Below are 19638 nucleotides of genomic sequence, written 5' to 3'. Positions count from 1 at the left end.
TCGCAATCCAGCTTCGGCCAATGACTGTTCTGCGCATCAAAGCCCAGCCGCTTGCGCGCCAGCTTGAACCGACTCGACAGCAGGTCGGCGTACACGCCTTCGCCGCGCATGCGGCTGCCGAATTCGCTGTTGTAGTCCTTGCCACCGCGCAGCTGGTTGATGGTGCTCATCACGTGCGTGGCGCGGTCCGGGTGATGGGTGTCCAGCCAGTCGCGGAACAGCGGGGCCACTTCCAGCGGCAGGCGCAGCAGTACGTAGCCCGCGGTGGATGCACCGGCATCGCGCGCGGCTTCCAGCACCGCTTCCAGCTCGGCGTCGTTGATCCACGGAATCACCGGCGCCACCATCACCCCGACCGGGATGCCGGCGTCGTGCAGGCGGCGCATCGCGCGCAGGCGGGCGTGTGGCGCCGAGGCACGCGGTTCCAGTTTTGCCGACAGGTGCGGGTCCAGCGAGGTCACCGAGAAGTGCACGCTGACCAGGTTCTGCTCGGCCAGGGGCGCGAGCAGGTCGATGTCGCGCTCCACCAGCGCGTTCTTGGTGATCAGCGAAAACGGATGCCGGGTTTCCAGCATCACCTCGATCAGCTGGCGGGTCAGTTTGAGCTTGCGCTCGATCGGCTGGTAGGCATCGGTGTTGATGCCCAGCGCGATCGGCTGCGGCACGTAGCCCGGGCGCGAGAATTCCTTGCGCAGCAGCTGCGGCGCGTTGGTCTTGGCGAACAGCTTGGTCTCGAAGTCCAGGCCGGGCGACAGGTTGAGGTAGGCGTGCGAGGGGCGTGCGAAGCAGTACGAGCACCCGTGCTCGCAGCCGCGGTACGGATTGATCGACTGGCTGAAGCCCACGTCCGGCGACTTGTTGCGGCTGATGATGCTGCGCGCGGTCTCGGCACGCACCTCGGTACGCAGACGCGGCGCGGCGAATTCTTCGCTCTCCTCGGCGTCCCAACCGTCGTACACGACTTCGCTGACGGTGGCCTCGAAACGGCCCGCCAGATGCGTGGTGGAGCCTCGTCCCTTGATCGCGATACCCATGGTCAAAGCCTATCGCCGGGCGATCTCAGGGGTTGAGACGTCCGGCCGATGCTTCCAGGAGCGGGGGTTTGGACGGCGGGGAGCGGGGTGTTCATGGCAGGCGGGCCGCAGAGGTTAATCTTTGGTTAGCAGTATTACTAACCACACCCCCACTATAGCCCGAAAGTCCCGCTACGACAGGCCCCGGGCGGTACAGGTACCAATTCGTCCCCAAACTTGTCCACAGGCCACGCGGGCAGGACATCGTCGGCCATCGACCTGGTCAACTGCAGGTGACCGCCTTACAGCAGCGCCAGATATCCCTTCACCGTGGCGTCCAGCCCGGCGTACAAGGCCTCGCTGATCAGCGCATGGCCGATCGAGACTTCCAGCACGTCCGGCACGGCCTGCAGGAAGTCGCGCAGGTTGTCCTGGGACAGGTCATGGCCGGCGTTCACGCCCAGCCCTGCGGCCTGGGCACGACGCGCGGCATCGGCGAACAGAGCCAGCATCGCGCCAGCGTCACCGGCGGCATGCGCTTCGGCATATGGGCCGGTATAGAGCTCGACGCGGTGGGCACCGATCGCCGCAGCCTGGGCGATATCCGGGTTGCCGGCATCGACGAACAGGCTGACCCGGCAACCGTAGGACCGAAGCTCGGCGATCAGGGGGCGCAGGCGCTCGCCGTCGCGGGCGAAGTCGAACCCGTGGTCGGAGGTGAGCTGGCCGTCGCCGTCCGGCACCAGGGTGGCCTGGGCGGGCCGGGTCTGCGCGCACAGCGGCAGCAGGCCGGGATAGCCCTCGCGCGGCGGGGCGAACGGGTTGCCTTCGATGTTGAACTCGACACCACGCCGGGCGGTCAGCGCGGACAGCGCGATCACGTCTTCGGCATGGATGTGGCGGCGGTCCGGGCGCGGATGCACGGTGATGCCGTGCGCGCCGGCGTCCAGGCAGGCCGTCGCGGCCTGCAGCACGTCCGGGTCGGTGCCACCGCGCGAATTGCGCAGCACGGCGATCTTGTTGACGTTGACGCTGAGCTGGGTCATGGCACTACGGGGTGTCGGTATCTTCGGTGGCGGCCTGGCGGCGGGCCTTGCCCAGTTCGCGCAGCCGGCGCAGTTCGGCCGGATCGATCACGCTGGAGATGTCGCGCTGCAGGTTGCCGAACCGCGCGACGTACAGCCCGCGCACCCAGGCCAGCAGGAACACCAGCGTCCCCAGCAGGGACAGCAGCATCACCCCATCGTGGGGCGTCTTGAGCGCCAGGGCGAATGCGCCCAGCGCCAGCAGCAGGAACAGCCAATGCATCGTCATTCTCCCCGTTGACCGGGCAAGTGTAGCGCCGCCGGCTGCTGCGGTTCCACGTGGCCGGTCACAACAGCGGCGAAGCCAAGCGGGCGAACGCCTCGGGCACCCGGTGCAGCCACAGCGAGCGCTGGCGGTCGTTCTGCACGCGCACGGCGGCATCGAATTCGGCGGCCAGGATGCGCTCCAGCGCGGCCACACGATCCGCATCGACGAACATCATCGACAGCTCGAAGTTGAGCCGGAAGCTGCGGTGGTCGAAGTTGGCGCTGCCGACGATGCACACGTCCTGGTCGGCGATGAAGGCCTTGGTGTGCAGCATGCGCGGGCCGTACTCGTAGATCTTCACCCCGGCCAGCAGCAGTTCGTCGAAGTAGGACCGCGCGGCCTGGGTGACGAACCAGGAATCGCTCATCTTCGGCACCAGCAGGCGCACGTCCAACCCGCCGAGGGCGGCCGAGGTCAATGCCATGCGCGCCGCTTCGCCCGGGACGAAGTACGGCGTCACCAGCCAGACCCGCTCGCGCGCTTCGTGGATGGCCGCCACCTGCAGCCGGTGGATGGTTTCCCAGGCCGAATCCGGCCCGGACACCAGCACCTGCGCATCGATGCGGCCGTCCTGGCGGCTGGGCGTGTCCTGCGGCCACAGCTGGGCGATGTTGAACCGCGCCGGCTCCTGCCCGGTGGCATAGATCCAGTCCTCGACGAAGACCAGCTGCAGGCTGCGCACCACGTGCCCGACCACGCGCATGTGCAGATCGCGATAGGCATCGGGACGCCGGCTTTCGTCTTCCTCGTCGGTGATGTTGATGCCGCCGGTGAAGGCCATGCGGCCGTCGATCACCACCAGCTTGCGGTGGGTCCGCATGTTCAACCACGGCCGCTTGAACGGCTTGAGCAGCTGCCGCGGATGGAACCAGGCCACCTCGCCGCCGGCGTCCAGCAGCGGCTGCAGGAAGCGCTTGCGGACGCCCGAGGAACCCACTGCATCCAGCAGCAACCGCACGCGCACGCCGGCCCGGGCACGCTCGACCAGCGCATCGCGCAGGGCGGTGCCGGCGTGGTCCGGATTGAAGATGTAGTACTCCACGTGCAGGTGGTCCTGCGCGGTGGCCACCGCCGCCAGCAACGCGCGATAGGTTGCCGCACCGTCGATCAGCCACTCCACCTCGGTGGCCGAACTGGGCGCCAGCCCGGTGGTGGCCTGGGCGATCTTGGACAGCTCGGTGCAGTCCGCGTCGGGCGGGCACACACTGCTGTAGTGCTCCATGCCCGAGCGCGCGCGGCCACGGCGCAGGCGCTGCCGCTTCACCTTCTGCGGGCCGAGCAGGTAATAGATGAACAGCCCCAGGTAGGGCAGGGCCGCCAGCGACAGAATCCAGCTCAGCGTGGCTACCGGCTCGCGCTTCTGCAGCATGATCCAGCCGGTCAGCCAGAGCAGGTAGAGGATGTAGGCCGCCACCAGCAACGGACGGAGATGCGGGACGGCGTCGAGCCAGGCCGCGAGGGCAGGGTAGGTGGCGAGCATGCGCGGATGATAGCGGGCCGCGTGGGTCCCGTGCGTGCGCGGGCGGTGGCCAGCGCTCGGCGCAAAAAAAAACGCCCCTTTTTCAAGGGGCGTTTTCCAGTCGCGTCATGACTGCGTCGTGCGATTTACTGCTGTACGAAGCCGATCTTCTTCATCTGAGCGTTCTTCGCGGCAGCCAACACCTTGGCCATCACGTCGTACTCGGAGTCCGGGCTGGCGTCGATGCGCAGTTCCGGCTGGTTCGTCGGGTCCTTCTGGACCTCCTGTTCCATACGCTGCTGAAGCTCGCCGGTTGCGACCGGGCTGTTGTTCCACGAGACCTGGTTGCTGGCGTCGATCTTGAGTTCGATCGGCGGCGGCGGCTCGACCAGCTGCGGCGGTGGGTTGAGCACGCGCTGCGGCAGGTCCACGGCGATCGGGTACGTCATGATCGGCGCGGTGACGATGAAGATGATCAACAGCACCAGCATCACGTCCACGAGGGGCGTGACGTTGATGTCGGCCATGGGGCCTTTATTACCACCAGTACTGAACGCCATGGCTTACTGCCCCTTCTCTTTGGTGGCAACGAAGCCAACGTCGAGCATGCCCTGTTCCTGGGCAACCTTGGTCAACTCGTTGATGACGCGCATCTTGGTCGTGCGGTCACCACGCAGGTTGAGCGGGGGCTGCGGGGTCTGCTGGGCGGCGGTCGACAAGCGGGACTCGAGCGTCTGCTTGTTGATTTCCTCGTCGTTCCAGTAGATCGAGCCGTCTTCCTTGACTGCCAGGGTGATCGGGCCCGAACGCTTTTCAGCGTCTTCCGGTTTCTGCACCAGGTTGGCCTCAGGCAGATCCACCTTGACCTTGTGGGACATCAGAGGCGCCGTGATGATGAAGATGATCAGCAGCACCAGCATCACGTCCACGAGGGGCGTCACGTTGATGTCGGCCATGGGGCCGCCGCTGTTACCACTACTGAAAGCCATAACGGGCTCCGTCTAGATCGTGTTGACTACGTTCTCGCTCGGTGAAGCGCGTCGCAATTAGCGGACGCGCGAACCGGTGGCGAAGAAGTCGTGCAGGTCGTGAGCGAACGTATCGAACTTGCTGATCGTGGCGCTGTTGATCTTGCTGAAGAAGTTGAAGGCGAACACGGCCGGGATAGCCACGAACAGACCGATGGCGGTCATGATCAGTGCTTCACCCACCGGGCCGGCAACGGCGTCGATCGAGGCGGAACCGGTGGCACCGATCTTGATCAGCGCGCCGTAGATGCCCCACACGGTACCCAGCAGACCCACGAACGGAGCGGTTGCACCGACGGTGGCCAGCAGGGTCATGCCCGACTGCAGGTTGTTGCTTTCGCGGGTCACGGCCTGACGCAGGGCGCGATCGACGAATTCCGAACGGCTCAGGTTCTCACCCAGGCCACCGGTTGCGCCGCCTTCGGCACGCTGGTGGTGGGCAGCTGCCTGGGCAGCGTCGAGCGCGATCTTGGAGAACGGCTCGGAAGCCGGCTGTTCTTCCATGGCACGGATGGCGTCCTGCGCGTTCGGGGTATCCCAGAACAGGCTCACGACCTTGTCGGCCGCGCTCTTCAGGCGGGTAGCACGGAAGATGTTGATGACGGTCCAGTACCAGGACATGGCCGACATGACGATCAGGGTCAGCAGCACGACCCAGGAGACGGCGAAGTCACCCGGCTGGGTGGTCATTTCGTGGATCAAGTGCTCGAAGCCCATCTGCGAGAGGGCGTTCGACGGGTTGCCCCCAGCAGCAGCGGCGATGAAGAGTTCCTGCAGCATGACGCTTACCTTTGTTGTGTGTGGTGATGAATGGTGTTGCTACAAATAACCGACGGGGCGATGGCCGGCGGGCCACCGCGGACCATCAGTTCAGCGCAAAGTTGACCGGGACGCGAACGCGACCTGCGACCTTCTTCCCGCCCGACTCCGCAGAACGGAAGCTCCACTTGCGAGCTGCTTCCATCGCGGCGCGGTCGAGGTCACGGTTACGGCTGGACCGTTCGACCGACACATTGGTGACGTTGCCATTGGCATCGACATCAATGATCAGGATGACTTCACCCTGGATACCTGCACGGAATGCTGCCGGCGGGTAACGCGGGGGGTTCATGTTCTTCGAGGAGATATCGACACTGGCCTCGATCTGGCTCGGCGGCGCGGGCGGCGACGGCGGGCTGGGCGGGGTGACGATGTCGTTCGCACGCGGTTCCGGTACGTCAACCACAGGAGCCTGCGGCGGCGGCGGGACCGGCGACGGCTTCGGCGGCGACAGGTTCTTGACCGGCGGCGGCGGCGTTTCAGTCGGCGGCGGCGGCGGCGGCGGCGGTGGGGGCGGCGGCGGAGCGTCGACCAGGGTCACCATGATGTTGCGTTCCTTCTCCGCTGCAGCCTTGGGGGCCACGGCGGGGATCAGAAGCATCATGAAGGCGGTGAGATGCAGTGCGATTACAAAAGCGATACCCACGATACGCGGCCAGCTGAAGCCGGTGTCATCGCGTTGTTCGTACCTGTGAACGACTAGTTGTTCCGTCATGCGCCAAGAGCTCATTAGTGGGGCCGGGATACCCGGGGACAGGTAGCCCATGATCAGCGGTGCATGACACCGCAGGAACCTCCAAGCTTATACCAATCCTGAGCGCCTGCGCATCACTGTGGCAGGCATTCAGGCGTTATTCCCACTTACTTCAGGTTGATGATTTTGTCAGCATCCTTGGGGTTCTTCACGCCCTTGGCTTTCGCCTGGCGCGCCGCTTCCTTGGCCTGCGGGACACGACCTTCCTGATACAGCACCTTGGCCAGGTTCAGGTAGGTCTCACCGTCCTTGGAGAGCGGGGCGGCGTTCTGCCACGCTTCAATTGCCTTGTCCGTCTGTTGCGGGTCGGAGTAGTAGTACGCCTGGGCCTGGGCCAGGTACACCTGGTAGTCCGGCTTCAGGATGCCCTTCTGCAACCCATCATTGATAACGGCAATAACTTCCTTTTCTTTGCCCTCGGTGTTGGCATAGATCGAATACAGCTGCTTGTATTCACGTTCGTCGGTCAGCTGACCGGCCGTGTACAGCTTGCCCATCACCGCGCCGGCCTTGTCCATCTGGTCGGCCTGCATGTACATGCTGGCCAGGTTCAGCTGGGCCTTCTTGTCGGTGGGGTTCTTGCTGGCCAGCGCCTCGGCCTGCTTGACCGCTTCACCGGTCTGGCCCGCTTCAGACATGGCCGCCATCAGCAGCTGGTTCCAGTTGTCCTTAGGCTCGGGCGAGGCGGCGATGGCCTGCTGCAGCACCGGGATGGCATCGGCGTAACGCTCGGCCTGGTACAGCGCCTGGCCCTTGATGACCAGCTCTTCGGGCTTGGTCGACTTGCTCTCGGCCAGGTACTTGTCCAGCGTGGCCAGGCCCGCAGCGGTCTCGTTGTCCTGCAGCTGCAGCTGGGCCAGCATCAGCATCGACTGGAAGTGGCCGTTGTTTTCCAGGCCGTTGAATTCCAGCACCTGGAGCAGGTACTTCTTGGCCGCAGCCGAGTCGTCGGTGCTGTAGGCGGCCTGCGAACCCAGCTGCGCGGCCAGCGACTTGTCGTAGGCGTTGGCGGCGGGGTTGGCCAGGATTTCATCGGCCAGGGCGCGGGTTTCCGGGAACTTCTGGTCGTTGTAGCTGTCAATCAGCTTCTGCAGCTTGCTGCCGAGCTTGGCCGACGCCTTGAGGTTCGGCTCCTGGCGGGTCGCGTTCGGGTAGAGCACCTCGGCCTTGGCCTGCTTGCTGCCACCGCTGCGGCCACTCCGCTCGGACGAGCGCGAGGACTGGGCGAAGGCATCGGTGACCACGGCGCCACCAATGGCGGTCGCGATGAGGACGGAAAGGACGGCTTGCTTGTGATTGCTGAAAATCATCTTTCACCTCGATCGAACCGCCGCAGCGGCATCAAAACGGACTGTCAGAAAAATCTGAGCCGCCAAACGTATCAGAAACTGATGGCGTGAGAAATCGTTTCCGATGCTGCAATACAGCATCTTTTGCGTTGATCACCCGCACTTCGGCTTTCGTCCCGCCGCCTGCGCCTGCTGGTACACCCCGGCCAGAGCCGGTGCGTCGCGCTGCAGTTCGCGGATACGGTTGGCCGGGTCCGGGTGGGTGGACAGCCATTGCGGGGAGCGCCCGCCACTGGCGGCCATCATGTTCTGCCACAGGTTGACCGCCTGCCCGGGGTCGAAGCCAGCCTCGGCCATCAGCCGCTGGCCCACCACGTCGGCTTCGTTTTCCTGGGCACGCGAGCCGGGGAGCAGGAAGACCGCCTGCGCGGTCATGCCACCAAATTGATTGACAGTGTTGGCCGCACCTTCGCCGCCGGCGGCGCCGGCCAGTGCACCCAGCACGGCAAGGCCGGTTTGCGCCCCCATCTGCCGGGTGAGGCGTTCCTCGTGGTGACGCGAGATGACATGGCCGATCTCATGGCCGATCACCGCCGCCAGCTGATCCTGGTTCCTGGCCACAGTGAAGATGCCGGTGTTGACCCCGACCTTGCCGCCGGGCAGGGCGAAGGCATTGGGTTCCTTGTCGACGAATACTGCTGTCTCCCACCGTACGCCACGGTACTGTGGCGGCAACTGGGCGACCAGCGCATTGACCACGCACTGCACATAACCGTTCTGGCGGCCATCGGTGCTGATCGTTTCTTTCTGCTTGGTCTCGGTGAAGGCCTGCGCACCCAGCTGGTCGAGTTCGGCCTGCGATACACCGCCCACCATCTGCCGGCGCCCGGTGGGCGAGGTGGTGGTGGCGCAGGCACTGACCAACAGCGCAAGCACAACGCCGAACAGCACTGGTTTCATCGCAGGTCCCCCGTGTTCATGTGCCCAGTGTGTAGGGGCCGGATGTAAATTTTCGTCAAGCGGGCGCGACGCTCAGTGAAGGCCAAGGAACACCAGCGCAGCCAGCGCGATCGCGTTGTTGAGTCCATGCGCCACGATCGGTGCCCAGAGCGTGCCGGTGCGCTGATACAACCACGCGAACGCGGCACCCATGCCGCCGTAGACCAGCCACAACTGGGCGATTTCCCAGGGGCCATTGGCGCTGGTGCCGGGGATTTCATGGATGAGCGCGAACGCCAGGCTGCTCAGCAGCATGCCCAGCCACATCCGGCCGCCCTGCCACAGGCGCCCGAACAGGACGCGGCGGAACAGCAGTTCTTCGTAGGCCGGTGCAAGCACAACCGCAAACAGCGCCAGGAACCACGGGAAGCGGGTAAGGGCCTGTTCCATCAGCGCGAGGTTGGTCGGCACCGGTTCGATCCCGGCCTGCTTGGCCAGATAGGCAATGAGGTTGCTGCCGATCACCACGCCGGTAGCGACCAGCAGGGTCCAGCCCCAGGTCGAGGGACGGCGTGCGGCCTGCAGCGAAGCGTTGCGTTCGCCGGTGTCGGCACGGCGGCGCAGGAAATACAGCAGCAGCGCAGTGCCGCCGGTGGCGACCAGGGCCATGACGATCTGCGCCAGGGCGCCGGGTTGACCCAGTTGCTGGGCCAGCGCGCTGGCATCGACCGCATTGCCTTGGCGGACCGCTTCGGAGCCGACGACGGCCCCACGGTACAGACCCCAGATCAGCCCACTGAGCAGGCTCAGCCCGAACAACGCCACGATGGCGATGCCCAGATCGATGAAGAAGCCAGCGACCGGCGATCCGGGCTTGCCGCCGGATGCGGTGGTGGAAGCAGGGGGCAGCGGAGGCGTGGCGGACGCCGGGGCAGTAGCGGACATCGGATTCCTGGCATCGAAAGGCGATGGCCGGCACGGTTGCTGGTCGCAACCGGCCGGCACTCCCTCGATTGTGTCAGATATCCAGGTTGGCGACCTTCAACGCGTTGTCTTCGATGAAGTCGCGACGCGGTTCGACCACATCGCCCATCAGGGTGCTGAAGATCTGGTCGGCCGCGACCGCATCTTCGATCCGCACCTGCAGCAGACGACGGGTATCGGGGTTCACCGTGGTATCCCACAGCTGTTCCGGGTTCATTTCACCCAGGCCCTTGAAGCGCTGGATTTGGCGACCCTTCTTGGCTTCATCGAGCAGCCAGTTGCGCGCGTCGGCGAAGCTTTCGATCTCCACCGACTTGGCGCCGCGGCTGATCTTGGCGCCGTTGCGGACCAGGCCGTGCAGCAGCAGCGAGGACTGGTGCAGGGCACGCAGTTCGCCGGTTTCGAAGGCCACCAGCGGCAACACCTGGATCATCTGTTCGCCCATGTGGCGACGCGTGACCAGCAGCGCGGCCGGACGCTCGTCGGTGGGTTCCTGCAGCTCCAGGCTGAAACGCGGCGAGCCCAAGCTGCCGTTGTTGAGGCGGGTGGCCAGTGCGGCCAGGCCTTCGTCGGCGCCGGCCTTGCGCAGGTGTTCCAGGTCCATCGGGGTGAAATCGATCAGGGCTTCGAGTACCTGGCGATCGTAGCGATGGGTGTTGCGCGCGATGGTTTCCTGCGCCGAGGCGTAGGAAAGCAGCAGCTTTTCCAGGGCCACGCCTTCGATGCCCGGCTCGCCTTCGGCCGGAATCAGCGACGCGTTTTCCACCGCGCTGCTGGCCAGGTATGCATCCAGCGCCGGGTCGTCCTTGAGGTACTGCTCCTGTTTGCCCTGCTTGATCTTGTACAGCGGCGGCAGGCCGATGTAGATGTGCCCGCGCTCGATCAGCTCCGGCATCTGACGGTAGAAGAAGGTCAACAGCAGCGTACGGATGTGCGCGCCGTCGACGTCGGCGTCGGTCATGATGATGATGCGGTGGTAGCGCAGCTTGTCCGGGTTGTACTCGTCCCGGCCGATGCCGGTGCCCAGCGCGGTGATCAGCGTACCGACCTGGTCCGAGGCCAGCATGCGGTCGAAGCGTGCGCGTTCCACGTTGAGGATCTTTCCGCGCAGCGGCAGCACCGCCTGGTTCTTGCGGTTGCGACCCTGCTTGGCCGAGCCACCTGCCGAGTCACCCTCGACGATGAACAGTTCGGACAGCGCCGGATCCTTCTCCTGGCAGTCGGCCAGCTTGCCCGGCAGGCCGGCGATATCCAGCGCACCCTTGCGGCGGGTCAGGTCGCGCGCCTTGCGCGCGGCTTCGCGGGCACGGGCGGCGTCGACGATCTTGCCGGCAATCGCCTTGGCTTCGTTCGGGTTTTCCTGCAGGAACTCTTCCAGGCGCTGACCGAACGCGCTTTCCACGGCCGGGCGCACGTCCGAGCTGACCAGCTTTTCCTTGGTCTGGCTGGAGAAGCTCGGGTCCGGCACCTTCACCGACAGCACCGCGATCATGCCTTCGCGCATGTCATCGCCGGTCAGGCTGATCTTGGCCTGCTTGGCGATGCCGTTCTGTTCGATGTAGTTGTTGAGCACGCGGGTCAGCGCGCCGCGGAAACCGGCAAGGTGGGTACCGCCGTCCTTCTGCGGGATGTTGTTGGTGAAGCAGTACATCGTTTCCTGGTAGGAATCGGTCCACTGCAGCGCCACGTCCACGGTGATGCCGTTGGATTCGCCGGTTACCGAGATTACGTTCGGGTGCAGCGGCGTCTTCAGCTGCGCCAGATGCTCCACGAAGCTGCGGATGCCGCCTTCGTAATGGAAATCGTCGCGGCGACCATCGCCACGCTCGTCCGCCAGGACGATCTTGACGCCGGAATTGAGGAAGGACAGTTCGCGCAGGCGACGGGCCAGGATGTCGTAGTGGAACTCGACGTTATCGTGGAACGCCTTCACCGACGGCCAGAAGCGCAGGGTGGTGCCGCGCTTGGTGCTGGCTTCCAGCTGCTTCAGCGGATTGACCGCAGCGCCATCGGCGAATTCCTGCTGGTAGTGGAACCCGCCCTGGAAGATATCCAGGACCAGCTTCTGCGACAGGGCGTTGACCACGCTGACGCCGACGCCATGCAGACCGCCGGAGACTTTGTAGCTGTTGTCATCGAACTTGCCGCCGGCGTGCAGGACGGTCATCACCACTTCGGCCGCGGAGACGTCGCGATCGAGCTTCTTGCTCATCTGCTCGTGCTTGCCGGTCGGGATACCGCGCCCGTTGTCAGACACCGAGACCGAACCGTCGGCGTGGATGATCACCGATACGGCATCGGCGTGGCCGGCCAAGGCTTCGTCGATGGAGTTGTCGACCACCTCGAACACCATGTGGTGCAGACCGGTGCCGTCATGGACGTCGCCGATATACATGCCGGGACGCTTGCGAACCGCCTCCAGGCCTTCCAGGGCGGTAATGCTGTTGGCGTCGTAGTTGCCGCTATTTGCCGGGGTGTTCTGTTCTTCAGTCATTGCGCTTGCCGTAGGCTCCGCAGGTCGGGCCGCCGCCGTGAGGCGGGGCGCCGAGTAATAAGGGGTTGCAACAGCAATTATACCAGCCGGGCACCGTGGCCCTCCGGGAGACCACTATGGCACAGGCTGGACCTGTCCATGTTCCACGTGGAACCGGGTGATATGCGTTGCATCGATGAGCGCTGCCGGAATCTCGGTGGCGGTGATGAATATCTGCGCGGGGCCTGCCTTCAAGCGGTCCAGCACCCGCGCCTGATGGGTGCGGTCTAGCTCGGATGCGAGATCGTCCAGTGCAATCACCGGCCATTCCCCGCGCTGTTCGGCGTAATCCTCGGCCTGGGCGAGCAGGCAGGTGAGGGCGGTGAGCTTGGCCTGCCCCCGCGACAGCGCGTCGCGGCCGGGAATGTTGGCAAACCCCACGCTCCAGTCCGCACGATGCGGACCAACCGAGGTGTAACCGGCCATGCGGTCGCGCTCACGCGCCAGCAACAGCGCGTCGGAAAGGGACACTTCCTGTTTGCGCCAACCCGGGTTGAGGGTCATCGACTGGATGTCCAGGTTGGGAGCAAGCGCCTGGGCCAGGACGATGGTGCGGTCCTGCAGGCGTTCGAGGTAATGCTGGCGACGCGTGGTCAATGGTTCGCCAGCCTCGGCCAGTTCGCGGTCCCAGGCATCCAATGCGTGGGGATGCCCCCCCTGCTTGAGTAACGCATTGCGTTGCTTGAGGGCACGCGAGTACCGCCGCCACAGGGAGAGGAAGTCTGGTTCCACGTGGAACAACCCCCAATCGAGGAAGCGCCGACGCGGTTCGCCGCCACCACTGACCAGCGCGTGGCTGCCCGGCTCGAACGTGACTACGGCCAATGCAGCGCAAAGATTGCCCAGCTGTGCGACATCTTCACCATCCAGCCGCCCCTTCCAGTCCTGGCCGCTGTGGCGCAGGCCCGCTTTACGCCTCGTGGAATCAGGCGCGCCTTTGAGCTGCTCGTCCCACTCCACGAACACCTCCAGGGCCTCGTGCCCTTGCCGCACCAGGCCATCGCGCACCCGTCCGCGGAAGCTACGCCCGTATGCCATGACATGCAGGGCTTCCAGCACGCTGGTTTTGCCCGCCCCGTTGTCGCCGGTGATCAGGTTGATGCCCGGTTGGGGCGCCAGTTCCACATGATCGAAGCGGCGAACCTGGTTCAGGGACAAACGGCGGATGTGCATGCGGTCGATCAGGGCCGCGCGAGGCGGCAGTCGGGTAGGGGGAATCGATCAGCTTACTGCATCGGACCGGTTCCACGTGGTCGGCGATGCAAACGACGCACAGCGGCCCATCTGCCGGAAGCGGGGTAATGCGGACGCATGGACGCCGGTCGGAACACCCGCCGGGCCCCTGAATTCCTTGAAATCTGAAGCGCGAGCGCGGCTGGAGCCCTGCAGATTTCAAGAAAATTGCGCGCTTTCCAGTAGCCGCCCGGGCATGACAGTGGCCTGCGTGGGCTCGAATCCTTCAAATCTGAAACGGCCACCACGGCGCGCCCATTCAGATCTGGCGAGATTCAGCAGGGTGTCCGGCGGCTGTCCACAGGGGCCATGTATTGCTTATGCACAACTACTGTAGGGGCTGTGGATAAAAACAAGCCTTCGATGAGGCCCGAAAGATATCCACAGGATGACCCCCAGGCCCAAGGCCCCTTTTACAGGGGGTTTCGAGGTCAATTAAACCTTATATTTCAACAAGATAAGGTACTTTTCAACCAAATCTGGCCCTACCACCACCACCTAGCTTTAGATTTATATACAGTTTTTAAAGCATAGAGCTGTGATCCAGCGAGCGAATCCGGAGCCGTCCAGCCGAGGATCAGCCAGGGGAGAAAACGCACGGACTGCTGGCCAGATCACGAGGCGTGAGGGCGCTGGTCTGTTCGCAATCGCGTGGATGCTTCGATGCCGATGGTTGGGGACCGAGGTACCCCATTCGCGAGGCGTGCAATTCCTAGAACCCATCGCTGACGTTCAAACCGATGCCGATGCGCTGTCCGGAGTTGAGTCCGTAAGCGTCGCCGATGCTCCACGTGGAACATGCCCTTTCTCCTCGCCCAAAAAGAAACCCGGCACCAGGCCGGGTTTCTTCAATACGTCGGTTCCACGTGGAACCAGACCGTCAGGTCAGAGACGCAGGGGCATCACCACATGACGCGACTTCTCGCTACTGGCCTCACGGACCAGGGCCGAGGAGTTCGAATCACGCAGCTGGATCACCACGAACTCATCGCGCAATGCCGACAGAGCATCCAGCAGGTAGTTCACGTTGAAGCCGATGGCCAGATCGCTGACCGTGGTGTCGGCCTCGATCTCTTCCTGGGCTTCTTCCTGCTCCGGGTTGTGTGCACTGATCTTGAGGTTGCCCGGCGAGACTTCCACGCGGATACCACGGTACTTCTCGTTGGACAGGATCGCGGCACGCTGCAGCGAGGCACGCAGTGCTTCACGATCGACCTTCACTTCGCGATCGGCACCGATCGGGATCACTGCCTCGTAATCCGGGAAACGTCCGTCGATCAGCTTGGAGGTGAAGGTCACATCGTCGCGCTTTACCCGGACGTGGCTGCGGCCGACTTCCAGCTCGATCTCGCGATCGCCGCTTTCCAGCAGGCGCTGCAACTCGGTCACGCCCTTGCGCGGCACGATGATCTGACGCTTGGCGCCGCTGGCTTTTTCCAGTTCGGTCTCGCACAGCGCCAGGCGGTGGCCGTCGGTGGCGACGGTCCGCAGGGCATCGCCGCGCAGGTCGAACAGCAGACCGTTGAGGTAATACCGCACGTCCTGCTGGGCCATCGCGAACGCAGTGCGCTCGATCAGTTCCTTGAGGGTCGCTTCGCCGATCGCCACGCGCTCGGTGGCTTCCACTTCGTCCACCGACGGGAAATCGTTGGCCGGCAGGGTCGCCAGGGTGAAGCGGCTACGGCCGGCCTGCACGGTGATCTTGTCACCGGTCTGCGAGACGGTGATCCGGCTGCCATCAGGCAGGGCGCGGATGATCTCGAACAGTTTGCGGGCGGGGATGGTGGTCTCGCCGTCCTGGGCATCTTCCACCGCGATCCGCGACACCATTTCCACTTCCAGGTCCGTACCGGTCAGCGACAGCTGCCCGTTCTGCACCTGGACCAGGAAATTAGCCAGAACCGGCAGGGTCTGGCGGCGTTCGACCACGTTGACGACTTGTGCCAACGGCTTGAGAAAGGCTTCGCGCTGCAGTGTGAAACGCATGTGGTTCCGTGCCCCTATGCTTTAAAAAAATGTGGAATAAATCAAAAGCTTGGTGGTGATGGTAGCGCCAGAATCGCTGGAGAACACAGCTAAGTCTTTGTAAATAAAAGGGTTTCAGACCTCGAAACCCTCTGCATTACTAGCCCCGAAGGGGAGGGCAATGCTGTGGATAACTTTGCGTCCAGATGGAACAGCATTCTTATCCACACCCTGTCCCCTGCTTGCTACCGGATTCTGCACCGTTTTATGCGATGACGCCTTAGCGGCGTACATGCATCATTCGCTCAACTTCCGGATCAGCTTGTCCCAGTCTTCCCGCAACTTGCCGTCCGCTTCCATCAACGTCCGGATCTGCCGGCAGGCATGCAGCACCGTGGTGTGGTCCCGGCCGGCAAAGGCATCGCCGATTTCCGGCAGGCTGTGCTCGGTCAGTTCCTTGGTCAGCGCCATGGCTACCTGGCGCGGACGGGCCAACGACCGGGTGCGGCGCTTGGACAGCAGATCCTTGATCTGCAGCCCGTAGTAGTCGGCCACGGTTTTCTGGATGTTGGGAATGCTGATCGCCTGCTGCTGGGCGCGCAGCAGGTCGCGCAGGGTTTCCTGCGCAAAATCAGTGGTGATCGCACGGCCGGTGAAGTTGGCGCGTGCGGCCAGGGTATTCAGCGCACCCTCGAGGTCGCGGACATTGGAGCGCATTTTCTTGGCAATCAGAAACGCCACATCGTCGGGGATCTCGGTGCCACGCTCACGTGCCTTGGCCAGCACGATCGCAGCGCGGGTCTCGAAGTCCGGCGGCTCGATGGCCACCGACAGGCCCCAGGCCAGTCGCGACTTCAGCCGTGCTTCCAGGCCCTCGACTTCGCGCGGGTACCGGTCGCAGGTCAGGATGATCTGCTGCTTGCCGTCGAACAGGGCGTTGAACGTATGGAAGAACTCTTCCTGGGTACGGTCCTTGCCGGCGAAGAACTGGATGTCATCGATCAGCAGCGCGTCCACCTGCTGGAACTGGCGCTTGAACTGATCCATGGTTTTTTCCTGCAACGCACGGATCATCGCGCTGAAGAACTGTTCCGAACGCAGGTACAGCACCTTTGCGCCCGGGTTGGCCTGGCGCATTGCATTGCCGGCCGCGAACATCAGGTGGGTCTTGCCCAGGCCGGTGCCGCCGTACAGCAGCAGCGGGTTGTGCGCCCGGTCGCCCGGTTTCTGCGCCGCCTGGAACGCCGCGGCCAGGCCCAGCTGATTGCTGCGACCCTCCACGAAGTTGGCGAAGGTGTAGTGCGAATCCAGGTTGCCGGCGAACGGCACCAGCGGTTCGGCCGCCACGACAGGCGGGGAGAAGCCCGGATTCGACGCAATCTGCGCCTCTGCAGCCCGCGGACGCGAGCCGATTTCAAGAAAAACGTCGCCAAAGCCGGCGAAGTGCGCCAGCAGTTCCTTGATGCGCGGCAGGTACAGCTCGCGCACCTGGTCGACAATGAAGGCATTTGGCGCATAAAGCACCAGGCTGTCCACGCGCAGATCGGCCTGCAGCGGCTTCAACCAGGTGTGAACATCCTCGGGCGGGAACTCCGCTTCAAGGCGTTCGAGACAACGGGACCAGGCATCCATCGGCAATAATCGTCTGGGGCCAGGGGACAGGCGTGGAAAACCGCCGCACCGCAGGCCGGAAGGGGGAAAGAATGGATGGCGCAGACTACCACCGACGAGGGGGGCCGGGAATGGTTGTCCCGAAGTTATTCACAAAATGATCCACAGCTATTGCACAGCCCGATGAATTCCCGTAGTGACAAGCACTTGACGGCACCTTGATCAGGTCTATAGAATTTCCGGTTCTTTCCGTCCCCTTCATATAGAGGCCCCGCATGGCCACCAAGCGCACTTTCCAACCCAGCAACCTCAAGCGTAAGCGCGACCATGGCTTCCGTGCCCGTATGAAGACCGCTGACGGCCGCAAGATCCTGTCGCGTCGCCGCGCCAAGGGCCGTAAAGTCCTGAGCGCTTGATTGCAATGCCGCTTCCCGCGGCAGACGCAATCCTGACTGTGAGCAGTTCCGACCCGCGCAAGCGATTCCCTCGCTCTGCGCGGGTTCGTACGCGTGCCGAATATACAACGGTCTTCAACGGCGCCCGCCGTGTGTCCGATCCGCTGATGACCCTGCACTGGCTGAAGAGCGATACGCCAGCCAGGTTGGGTCTCGCCGTGTCGCGCAAAGTCGATCCCCGAGCCGTGGGTCGCAACCGAGTGAAGCGTGTGCTGCGCGATGCCACACGCCACCTACGGCCGTGGATGAGTGCCGGCGATTTCGTCGTCGTTGCCCGTAGCGCCGCCCGTACTGCCAGCAATCCAGAACTCCGCCAGGCCTTCGAACGCCTGCTGCGCCGTCTTGGCGCATTGCCCATGCCGGGCGCGGACGGCACAATGCCGCCGCCCCTGGGCGTTGCACCCCTTTCTTCCCAGCCCGAGCCGGCATCGCATGCCGGCCCCGTCGAGCCTGCCCGCTGATGAACCAGACCCGCGTTTTCCTGATTTTTGCCTGGCTGATGGTGGCCGTGTTGCTGTGGATGGAGTGGGGCCGCGAAAAGGCCGCACCGACCCCGCCGCCGGTTGCCGCGCAGACCCAGGCAACCGTGCCGGGCGCGGCAGGTTCCATCCCCGGTGCGTCGGTGCCGCAGGCCCCGGGCAGTGCCCCGGCGACCCAGCCGGCCGCGCAGGCCCAGGCCGGCGGCGCCCGCGTCACCGTCACCACCGACGTACTGCGTCTGGTGCTGGACGGCGGCACCGTGCTGGACGCCGAACTGCTGCAGTTCCCGCAGACCAAGGCGGACGGCAGCCCGCCGGTGCGCCTGCTGACCGAAGAGAGCACCCACCCATACCGCGCGGTGAGTGGCTGGACCAGCCAGGACAAGGGAACCCCGGTGCCGGAAGCCAATGGCTTCAAGCTGGTGGGCGACAACCACGACTTCGTGCTGGGCAAGGGGCAGAAGGAACTGCAGATCCCGTTCGTCTGGAATGGCCCGAACGGCGTCAGCATCCGTCGCACCTACACGCTGGGTCGCAACGAGTACGCGATCAAGGTGAAGGACGAGGTGGTCAACGGCAGCACCGCGCCGTGGAACGGCTACGTGTACCGCACCCTGGACCGCACCCCGACCATCCTGTCGCGCAGCATGACCAACCCGGACTCGTTCAGCTTCAACGGCGCGACCTGGTTCAGCCCGCAGGACGGTCACGAGCGTCGCGCGTTCAAGGATTACCTGGACGATGGCAACCTCAACCGCACCATCACCGGCGGCTGGCTGGCGATGCTGCAGCACCACTTCTTCACCGCGTGGATCCCGCAGACCGACCAAGCCGCGAACTACGCGCTGTCCCAGCATGACGGTCGCGACCAGATCCAGGCCACCGGCCCGGCCTTCACGGTCGCCCCGGGCCAGCAGGCCAGCACCGAAGCCCGCCTGTGGGTCGGCCCGAAGCTGGTCAACCTGATCGCCAAGGAAGACGTGAAGGGCCTGGACCGCGTGGTCGACTACAGCCGCTTCTCGCTGATGGCGGTGATCGGCCAGGGCCTGTTCTGGGTGTTGAACCAGGTCCACAAGGTCGTCAACAACTGGGGCTGGGCGATCGTTGGCCTGGTGGTGCTGCTGAAGCTGGTGCTGTATCCGCTGTCGGCGGTGCAGTACAAGAGTGGCGCCAAGATGCGTCGCTTCCAGCCGCGCATCGCGCAGTTGAAGGAACGCTACGGCGATGACCGCCAGAAGTTCCAGACCGCGATGATGGAGCTGTACAAGAAGGAAAAGATCAATCCAATGGGCGGCTGCCTGCCGATCCTCATCCAGATGCCGATCTTCTTCGCGCTGTACTGGGTGCTGGTTGAGTCGGTGGAACTGCGCCAGGCACCGTGGCTGGGCTGGATCCAGGATCTGACCGCGCGTGACCCGTACTTCATCCTGCCGGTGATCAACGTGGCGGTGATGTGGGCCACGCAGAAGCTGACCCCGGCCCCGGGCATGGACCCGATGCAGGCCAAGATGATGCAGATGATGCCGCTGGTGTTCGGCGTCATGATGGCCTTCATGCCGTCGGGCCTGGTGCTGTACTGGGTGGTCAACGGTGGCCTGGGCCTGCTGCAGCAGTGGTGGATGACCAAGCGCCACGGCAGCGACCCGGTGCCGGCGACCACCGCCCCCACCAAAAAGAAGTAGAGCCGACCGCTGCTCGGCTGCCCTGAAAAACCCGCCACCCGG

The 19638-nt window shown here is 64.3% G+C and carries 18 protein-coding genes; 3 read left to right on the top strand and 15 right to left on the bottom strand.

Features of this window, described 5'->3' with window-relative positions:
• The 15 genes from RTO53_RS08080 to dnaA all read right to left on the bottom strand — a co-directional run.
• Positions 1 to 1034: PA0069 family radical SAM protein (locus RTO53_RS08080; RefSeq protein WP_312237297.1), on the bottom strand; the 1034-nt coding region annotated here is incomplete at its 3' end.
• A gap of 281 nt (positions 1035 to 1315) precedes the next feature.
• A complete protein-coding gene (locus tag RTO53_RS08075; protein WP_312237296.1) occupies positions 1316 to 2059 on the bottom strand; it encodes a pyridoxine 5'-phosphate synthase in 744 nt (247 codons plus the stop codon).
• 4 nt (positions 2060 to 2063) lie between these two features.
• Positions 2064 to 2321: a hypothetical protein gene (locus RTO53_RS08070; protein WP_312237295.1), complete on the bottom strand. Its 258-nt coding sequence runs from the start codon at positions 2319 to 2321 to the stop codon at positions 2064 to 2066.
• Between the two features lie 64 nt (positions 2322 to 2385).
• Positions 2386 to 3846 (bottom strand): cardiolipin synthase, encoded by a 1461-nt coding sequence (cls, locus tag RTO53_RS08065; RefSeq protein ID WP_312237294.1) that lies wholly within the window; start codon positions 3844 to 3846, stop codon positions 2386 to 2388.
• 125 nt (positions 3847 to 3971) lie between these two features.
• Positions 3972 to 4385 (bottom strand): biopolymer transporter ExbD, encoded by a 414-nt coding sequence (locus tag RTO53_RS08060; RefSeq protein ID WP_038691524.1) that lies wholly within the window; start codon positions 4383 to 4385, stop codon positions 3972 to 3974.
• A gap of 3 nt (positions 4386 to 4388) precedes the next feature.
• A complete protein-coding gene (locus RTO53_RS08055; RefSeq protein ID WP_312237293.1) occupies positions 4389 to 4814 on the bottom strand; it encodes a biopolymer transporter ExbD in 426 nt (141 codons plus the stop codon).
• Between the two features lie 57 nt (positions 4815 to 4871).
• Positions 4872 to 5633: a TonB-system energizer ExbB gene (exbB, locus tag RTO53_RS08050; protein ID WP_256776079.1), complete on the bottom strand. Its 762-nt coding sequence runs from the start codon at positions 5631 to 5633 to the stop codon at positions 4872 to 4874.
• An 85-nt stretch (positions 5634 to 5718) separates the two neighbouring features.
• Positions 5719 to 6276: an energy transducer TonB gene (locus tag RTO53_RS08045; RefSeq protein ID WP_312237299.1), complete on the bottom strand. Its 558-nt coding sequence runs from the start codon at positions 6274 to 6276 to the stop codon at positions 5719 to 5721.
• A gap of 257 nt (positions 6277 to 6533) precedes the next feature.
• The gene (locus RTO53_RS08040) at positions 6534 to 7736 is read right to left on the bottom strand and encodes a tetratricopeptide repeat protein (RefSeq protein WP_312237292.1); all 1203 of its coding nucleotides are present in this window, start codon (positions 7734 to 7736) and stop codon (positions 6534 to 6536) included.
• A 132-nt stretch (positions 7737 to 7868) separates the two neighbouring features.
• On the bottom strand, positions 7869 to 8675 hold the full coding sequence (locus RTO53_RS08035) for a M48 family metallopeptidase (protein ID WP_312237291.1): 807 nt from the start codon (positions 8673 to 8675) through the stop codon (positions 7869 to 7871).
• Between the two features lie 72 nt (positions 8676 to 8747).
• Complete coding sequence (locus RTO53_RS08030; protein WP_312237290.1) at positions 8748 to 9599, bottom strand: CPBP family intramembrane glutamic endopeptidase; 852 nt, start codon at positions 9597 to 9599, stop codon at positions 8748 to 8750.
• Positions 9600 to 9672: 73 nt separating this feature from the next.
• Entirely contained in the window at positions 9673 to 12132 is a 2460-nt protein-coding gene (gene gyrB / locus RTO53_RS08025; RefSeq protein ID WP_312237289.1) for a DNA topoisomerase (ATP-hydrolyzing) subunit B, read from the bottom strand.
• Between the two features lie 114 nt (positions 12133 to 12246).
• Positions 12247 to 13344 carry a DNA replication/repair protein RecF gene (gene recF / locus RTO53_RS08020; protein ID WP_312237288.1) on the bottom strand — a complete coding sequence of 366 codons (1098 nt, stop codon included), beginning with the start codon at positions 13342 to 13344 and terminating at the stop codon, positions 12247 to 12249.
• Between the two features lie 945 nt (positions 13345 to 14289).
• Positions 14290 to 15390 carry a DNA polymerase III subunit beta gene (dnaN, locus tag RTO53_RS08015; protein ID WP_312237287.1) on the bottom strand — a complete coding sequence of 367 codons (1101 nt, stop codon included), beginning with the start codon at positions 15388 to 15390 and terminating at the stop codon, positions 14290 to 14292.
• 276 nt (positions 15391 to 15666) lie between these two features.
• Positions 15667 to 17001: a chromosomal replication initiator protein DnaA gene (gene dnaA, locus RTO53_RS08010; RefSeq protein WP_312237286.1), complete on the bottom strand. Its 1335-nt coding sequence runs from the start codon at positions 16999 to 17001 to the stop codon at positions 15667 to 15669.
• 254 nt (positions 17002 to 17255) lie between these two features.
• Between dnaA and rpmH the strand changes: the two genes are divergently transcribed.
• The 3 genes from rpmH to yidC are packed head-to-tail and all read left to right on the top strand — an operon-like array spanning position 17256 to position 19596.
• Entirely contained in the window at positions 17256 to 17396 is a 141-nt protein-coding gene (gene rpmH / locus RTO53_RS08005; protein ID WP_006404565.1) for a 50S ribosomal protein L34, read from the top strand.
• Positions 17397 to 17401: 5 nt separating this feature from the next.
• Entirely contained in the window at positions 17402 to 17896 is a 495-nt protein-coding gene (rnpA, locus tag RTO53_RS08000) for a ribonuclease P protein component (protein ID WP_312237285.1), read from the top strand.
• On the top strand, positions 17896 to 19596 hold the full coding sequence (yidC, locus tag RTO53_RS07995) for a membrane protein insertase YidC (protein WP_312237284.1): 1701 nt from the start codon (positions 17896 to 17898) through the stop codon (positions 19594 to 19596). Before rnpA ends, yidC begins: the two co-directional genes overlap by 1 nt.
• Positions 19597 to 19638: the final 42 nt, after the last annotated feature.

The organism is Stenotrophomonas sp. (genome assembly GCF_031995405.1).
GTDB lineage: Bacteria > Pseudomonadota > Gammaproteobacteria > Xanthomonadales > Xanthomonadaceae > Stenotrophomonas.
The sequence above is the reverse complement of the archived record's forward strand: the minus strand, read 5'-3'. Positions and strand labels throughout refer to the sequence as shown.

What these genes read in the sequence shown, in the direction of transcription:
- RTO53_RS08075 (WP_312237296.1), bottom strand. Translation starts at nt 2,059, where the DNA reads ATGACCCAGCTCAGCGTCAACGTCAACAAGATCGCCGTGCTGCGCAAT.
- RTO53_RS08070 (WP_312237295.1), bottom strand. Translation starts at nt 2,321, where the DNA reads ATGCATTGGCTGTTCCTGCTGCTGGCGCTGGGCGCATTCGCCCTGGCG.
- cls (WP_312237294.1), bottom strand. Translation starts at nt 3,846, where the DNA reads ATGCTCGCCACCTACCCTGCCCTCGCGGCCTGGCTCGACGCCGTCCCG.
- RTO53_RS08060 (WP_038691524.1), bottom strand. Translation starts at nt 4,385, where the DNA reads ATGGCGTTCAGTACTGGTGGTAATAAAGGCCCCATGGCCGACATCAAC.
- RTO53_RS08055 (WP_312237293.1), bottom strand. Translation starts at nt 4,814, where the DNA reads ATGGCTTTCAGTAGTGGTAACAGCGGCGGCCCCATGGCCGACATCAAC.
- exbB (WP_256776079.1), bottom strand. Translation starts at nt 5,633, where the DNA reads ATGCTGCAGGAACTCTTCATCGCCGCTGCTGCTGGGGGCAACCCGTCG.
- RTO53_RS08045 (WP_312237299.1), bottom strand. Translation starts at nt 6,276, where the DNA reads ATGATGCTTCTGATCCCCGCCGTGGCCCCCAAGGCTGCAGCGGAGAAG.
- RTO53_RS08040 (WP_312237292.1), bottom strand. Translation starts at nt 7,736, where the DNA reads ATGATTTTCAGCAATCACAAGCAAGCCGTCCTTTCCGTCCTCATCGCG.
- RTO53_RS08035 (WP_312237291.1), bottom strand. Translation starts at nt 8,675, where the DNA reads ATGAAACCAGTGCTGTTCGGCGTTGTGCTTGCGCTGTTGGTCAGTGCC.
- RTO53_RS08030 (WP_312237290.1), bottom strand. Translation starts at nt 9,599, where the DNA reads ATGTCCGCTACTGCCCCGGCGTCCGCCACGCCTCCGCTGCCCCCTGCT.
- gyrB (WP_312237289.1), bottom strand. Translation starts at nt 12,132, where the DNA reads ATGACTGAAGAACAGAACACCCCGGCAAATAGCGGCAACTACGACGCC.
- recF (WP_312237288.1), bottom strand. Translation starts at nt 13,344, where the DNA reads ATGCACATCCGCCGTTTGTCCCTGAACCAGGTTCGCCGCTTCGATCAT.
- dnaN (WP_312237287.1), bottom strand. Translation starts at nt 15,390, where the DNA reads ATGCGTTTCACACTGCAGCGCGAAGCCTTTCTCAAGCCGTTGGCACAA.
- dnaA (WP_312237286.1), bottom strand. Translation starts at nt 17,001, where the DNA reads ATGGATGCCTGGTCCCGTTGTCTCGAACGCCTTGAAGCGGAGTTCCCG.
- rpmH (WP_006404565.1), top strand. Translation starts at nt 17,256, where the DNA reads ATGGCCACCAAGCGCACTTTCCAACCCAGCAACCTCAAGCGTAAGCGC.
- rnpA (WP_312237285.1), top strand. Translation starts at nt 17,402, where the DNA reads ATGCCGCTTCCCGCGGCAGACGCAATCCTGACTGTGAGCAGTTCCGAC.
- yidC (WP_312237284.1), top strand. Translation starts at nt 17,896, where the DNA reads ATGAACCAGACCCGCGTTTTCCTGATTTTTGCCTGGCTGATGGTGGCC.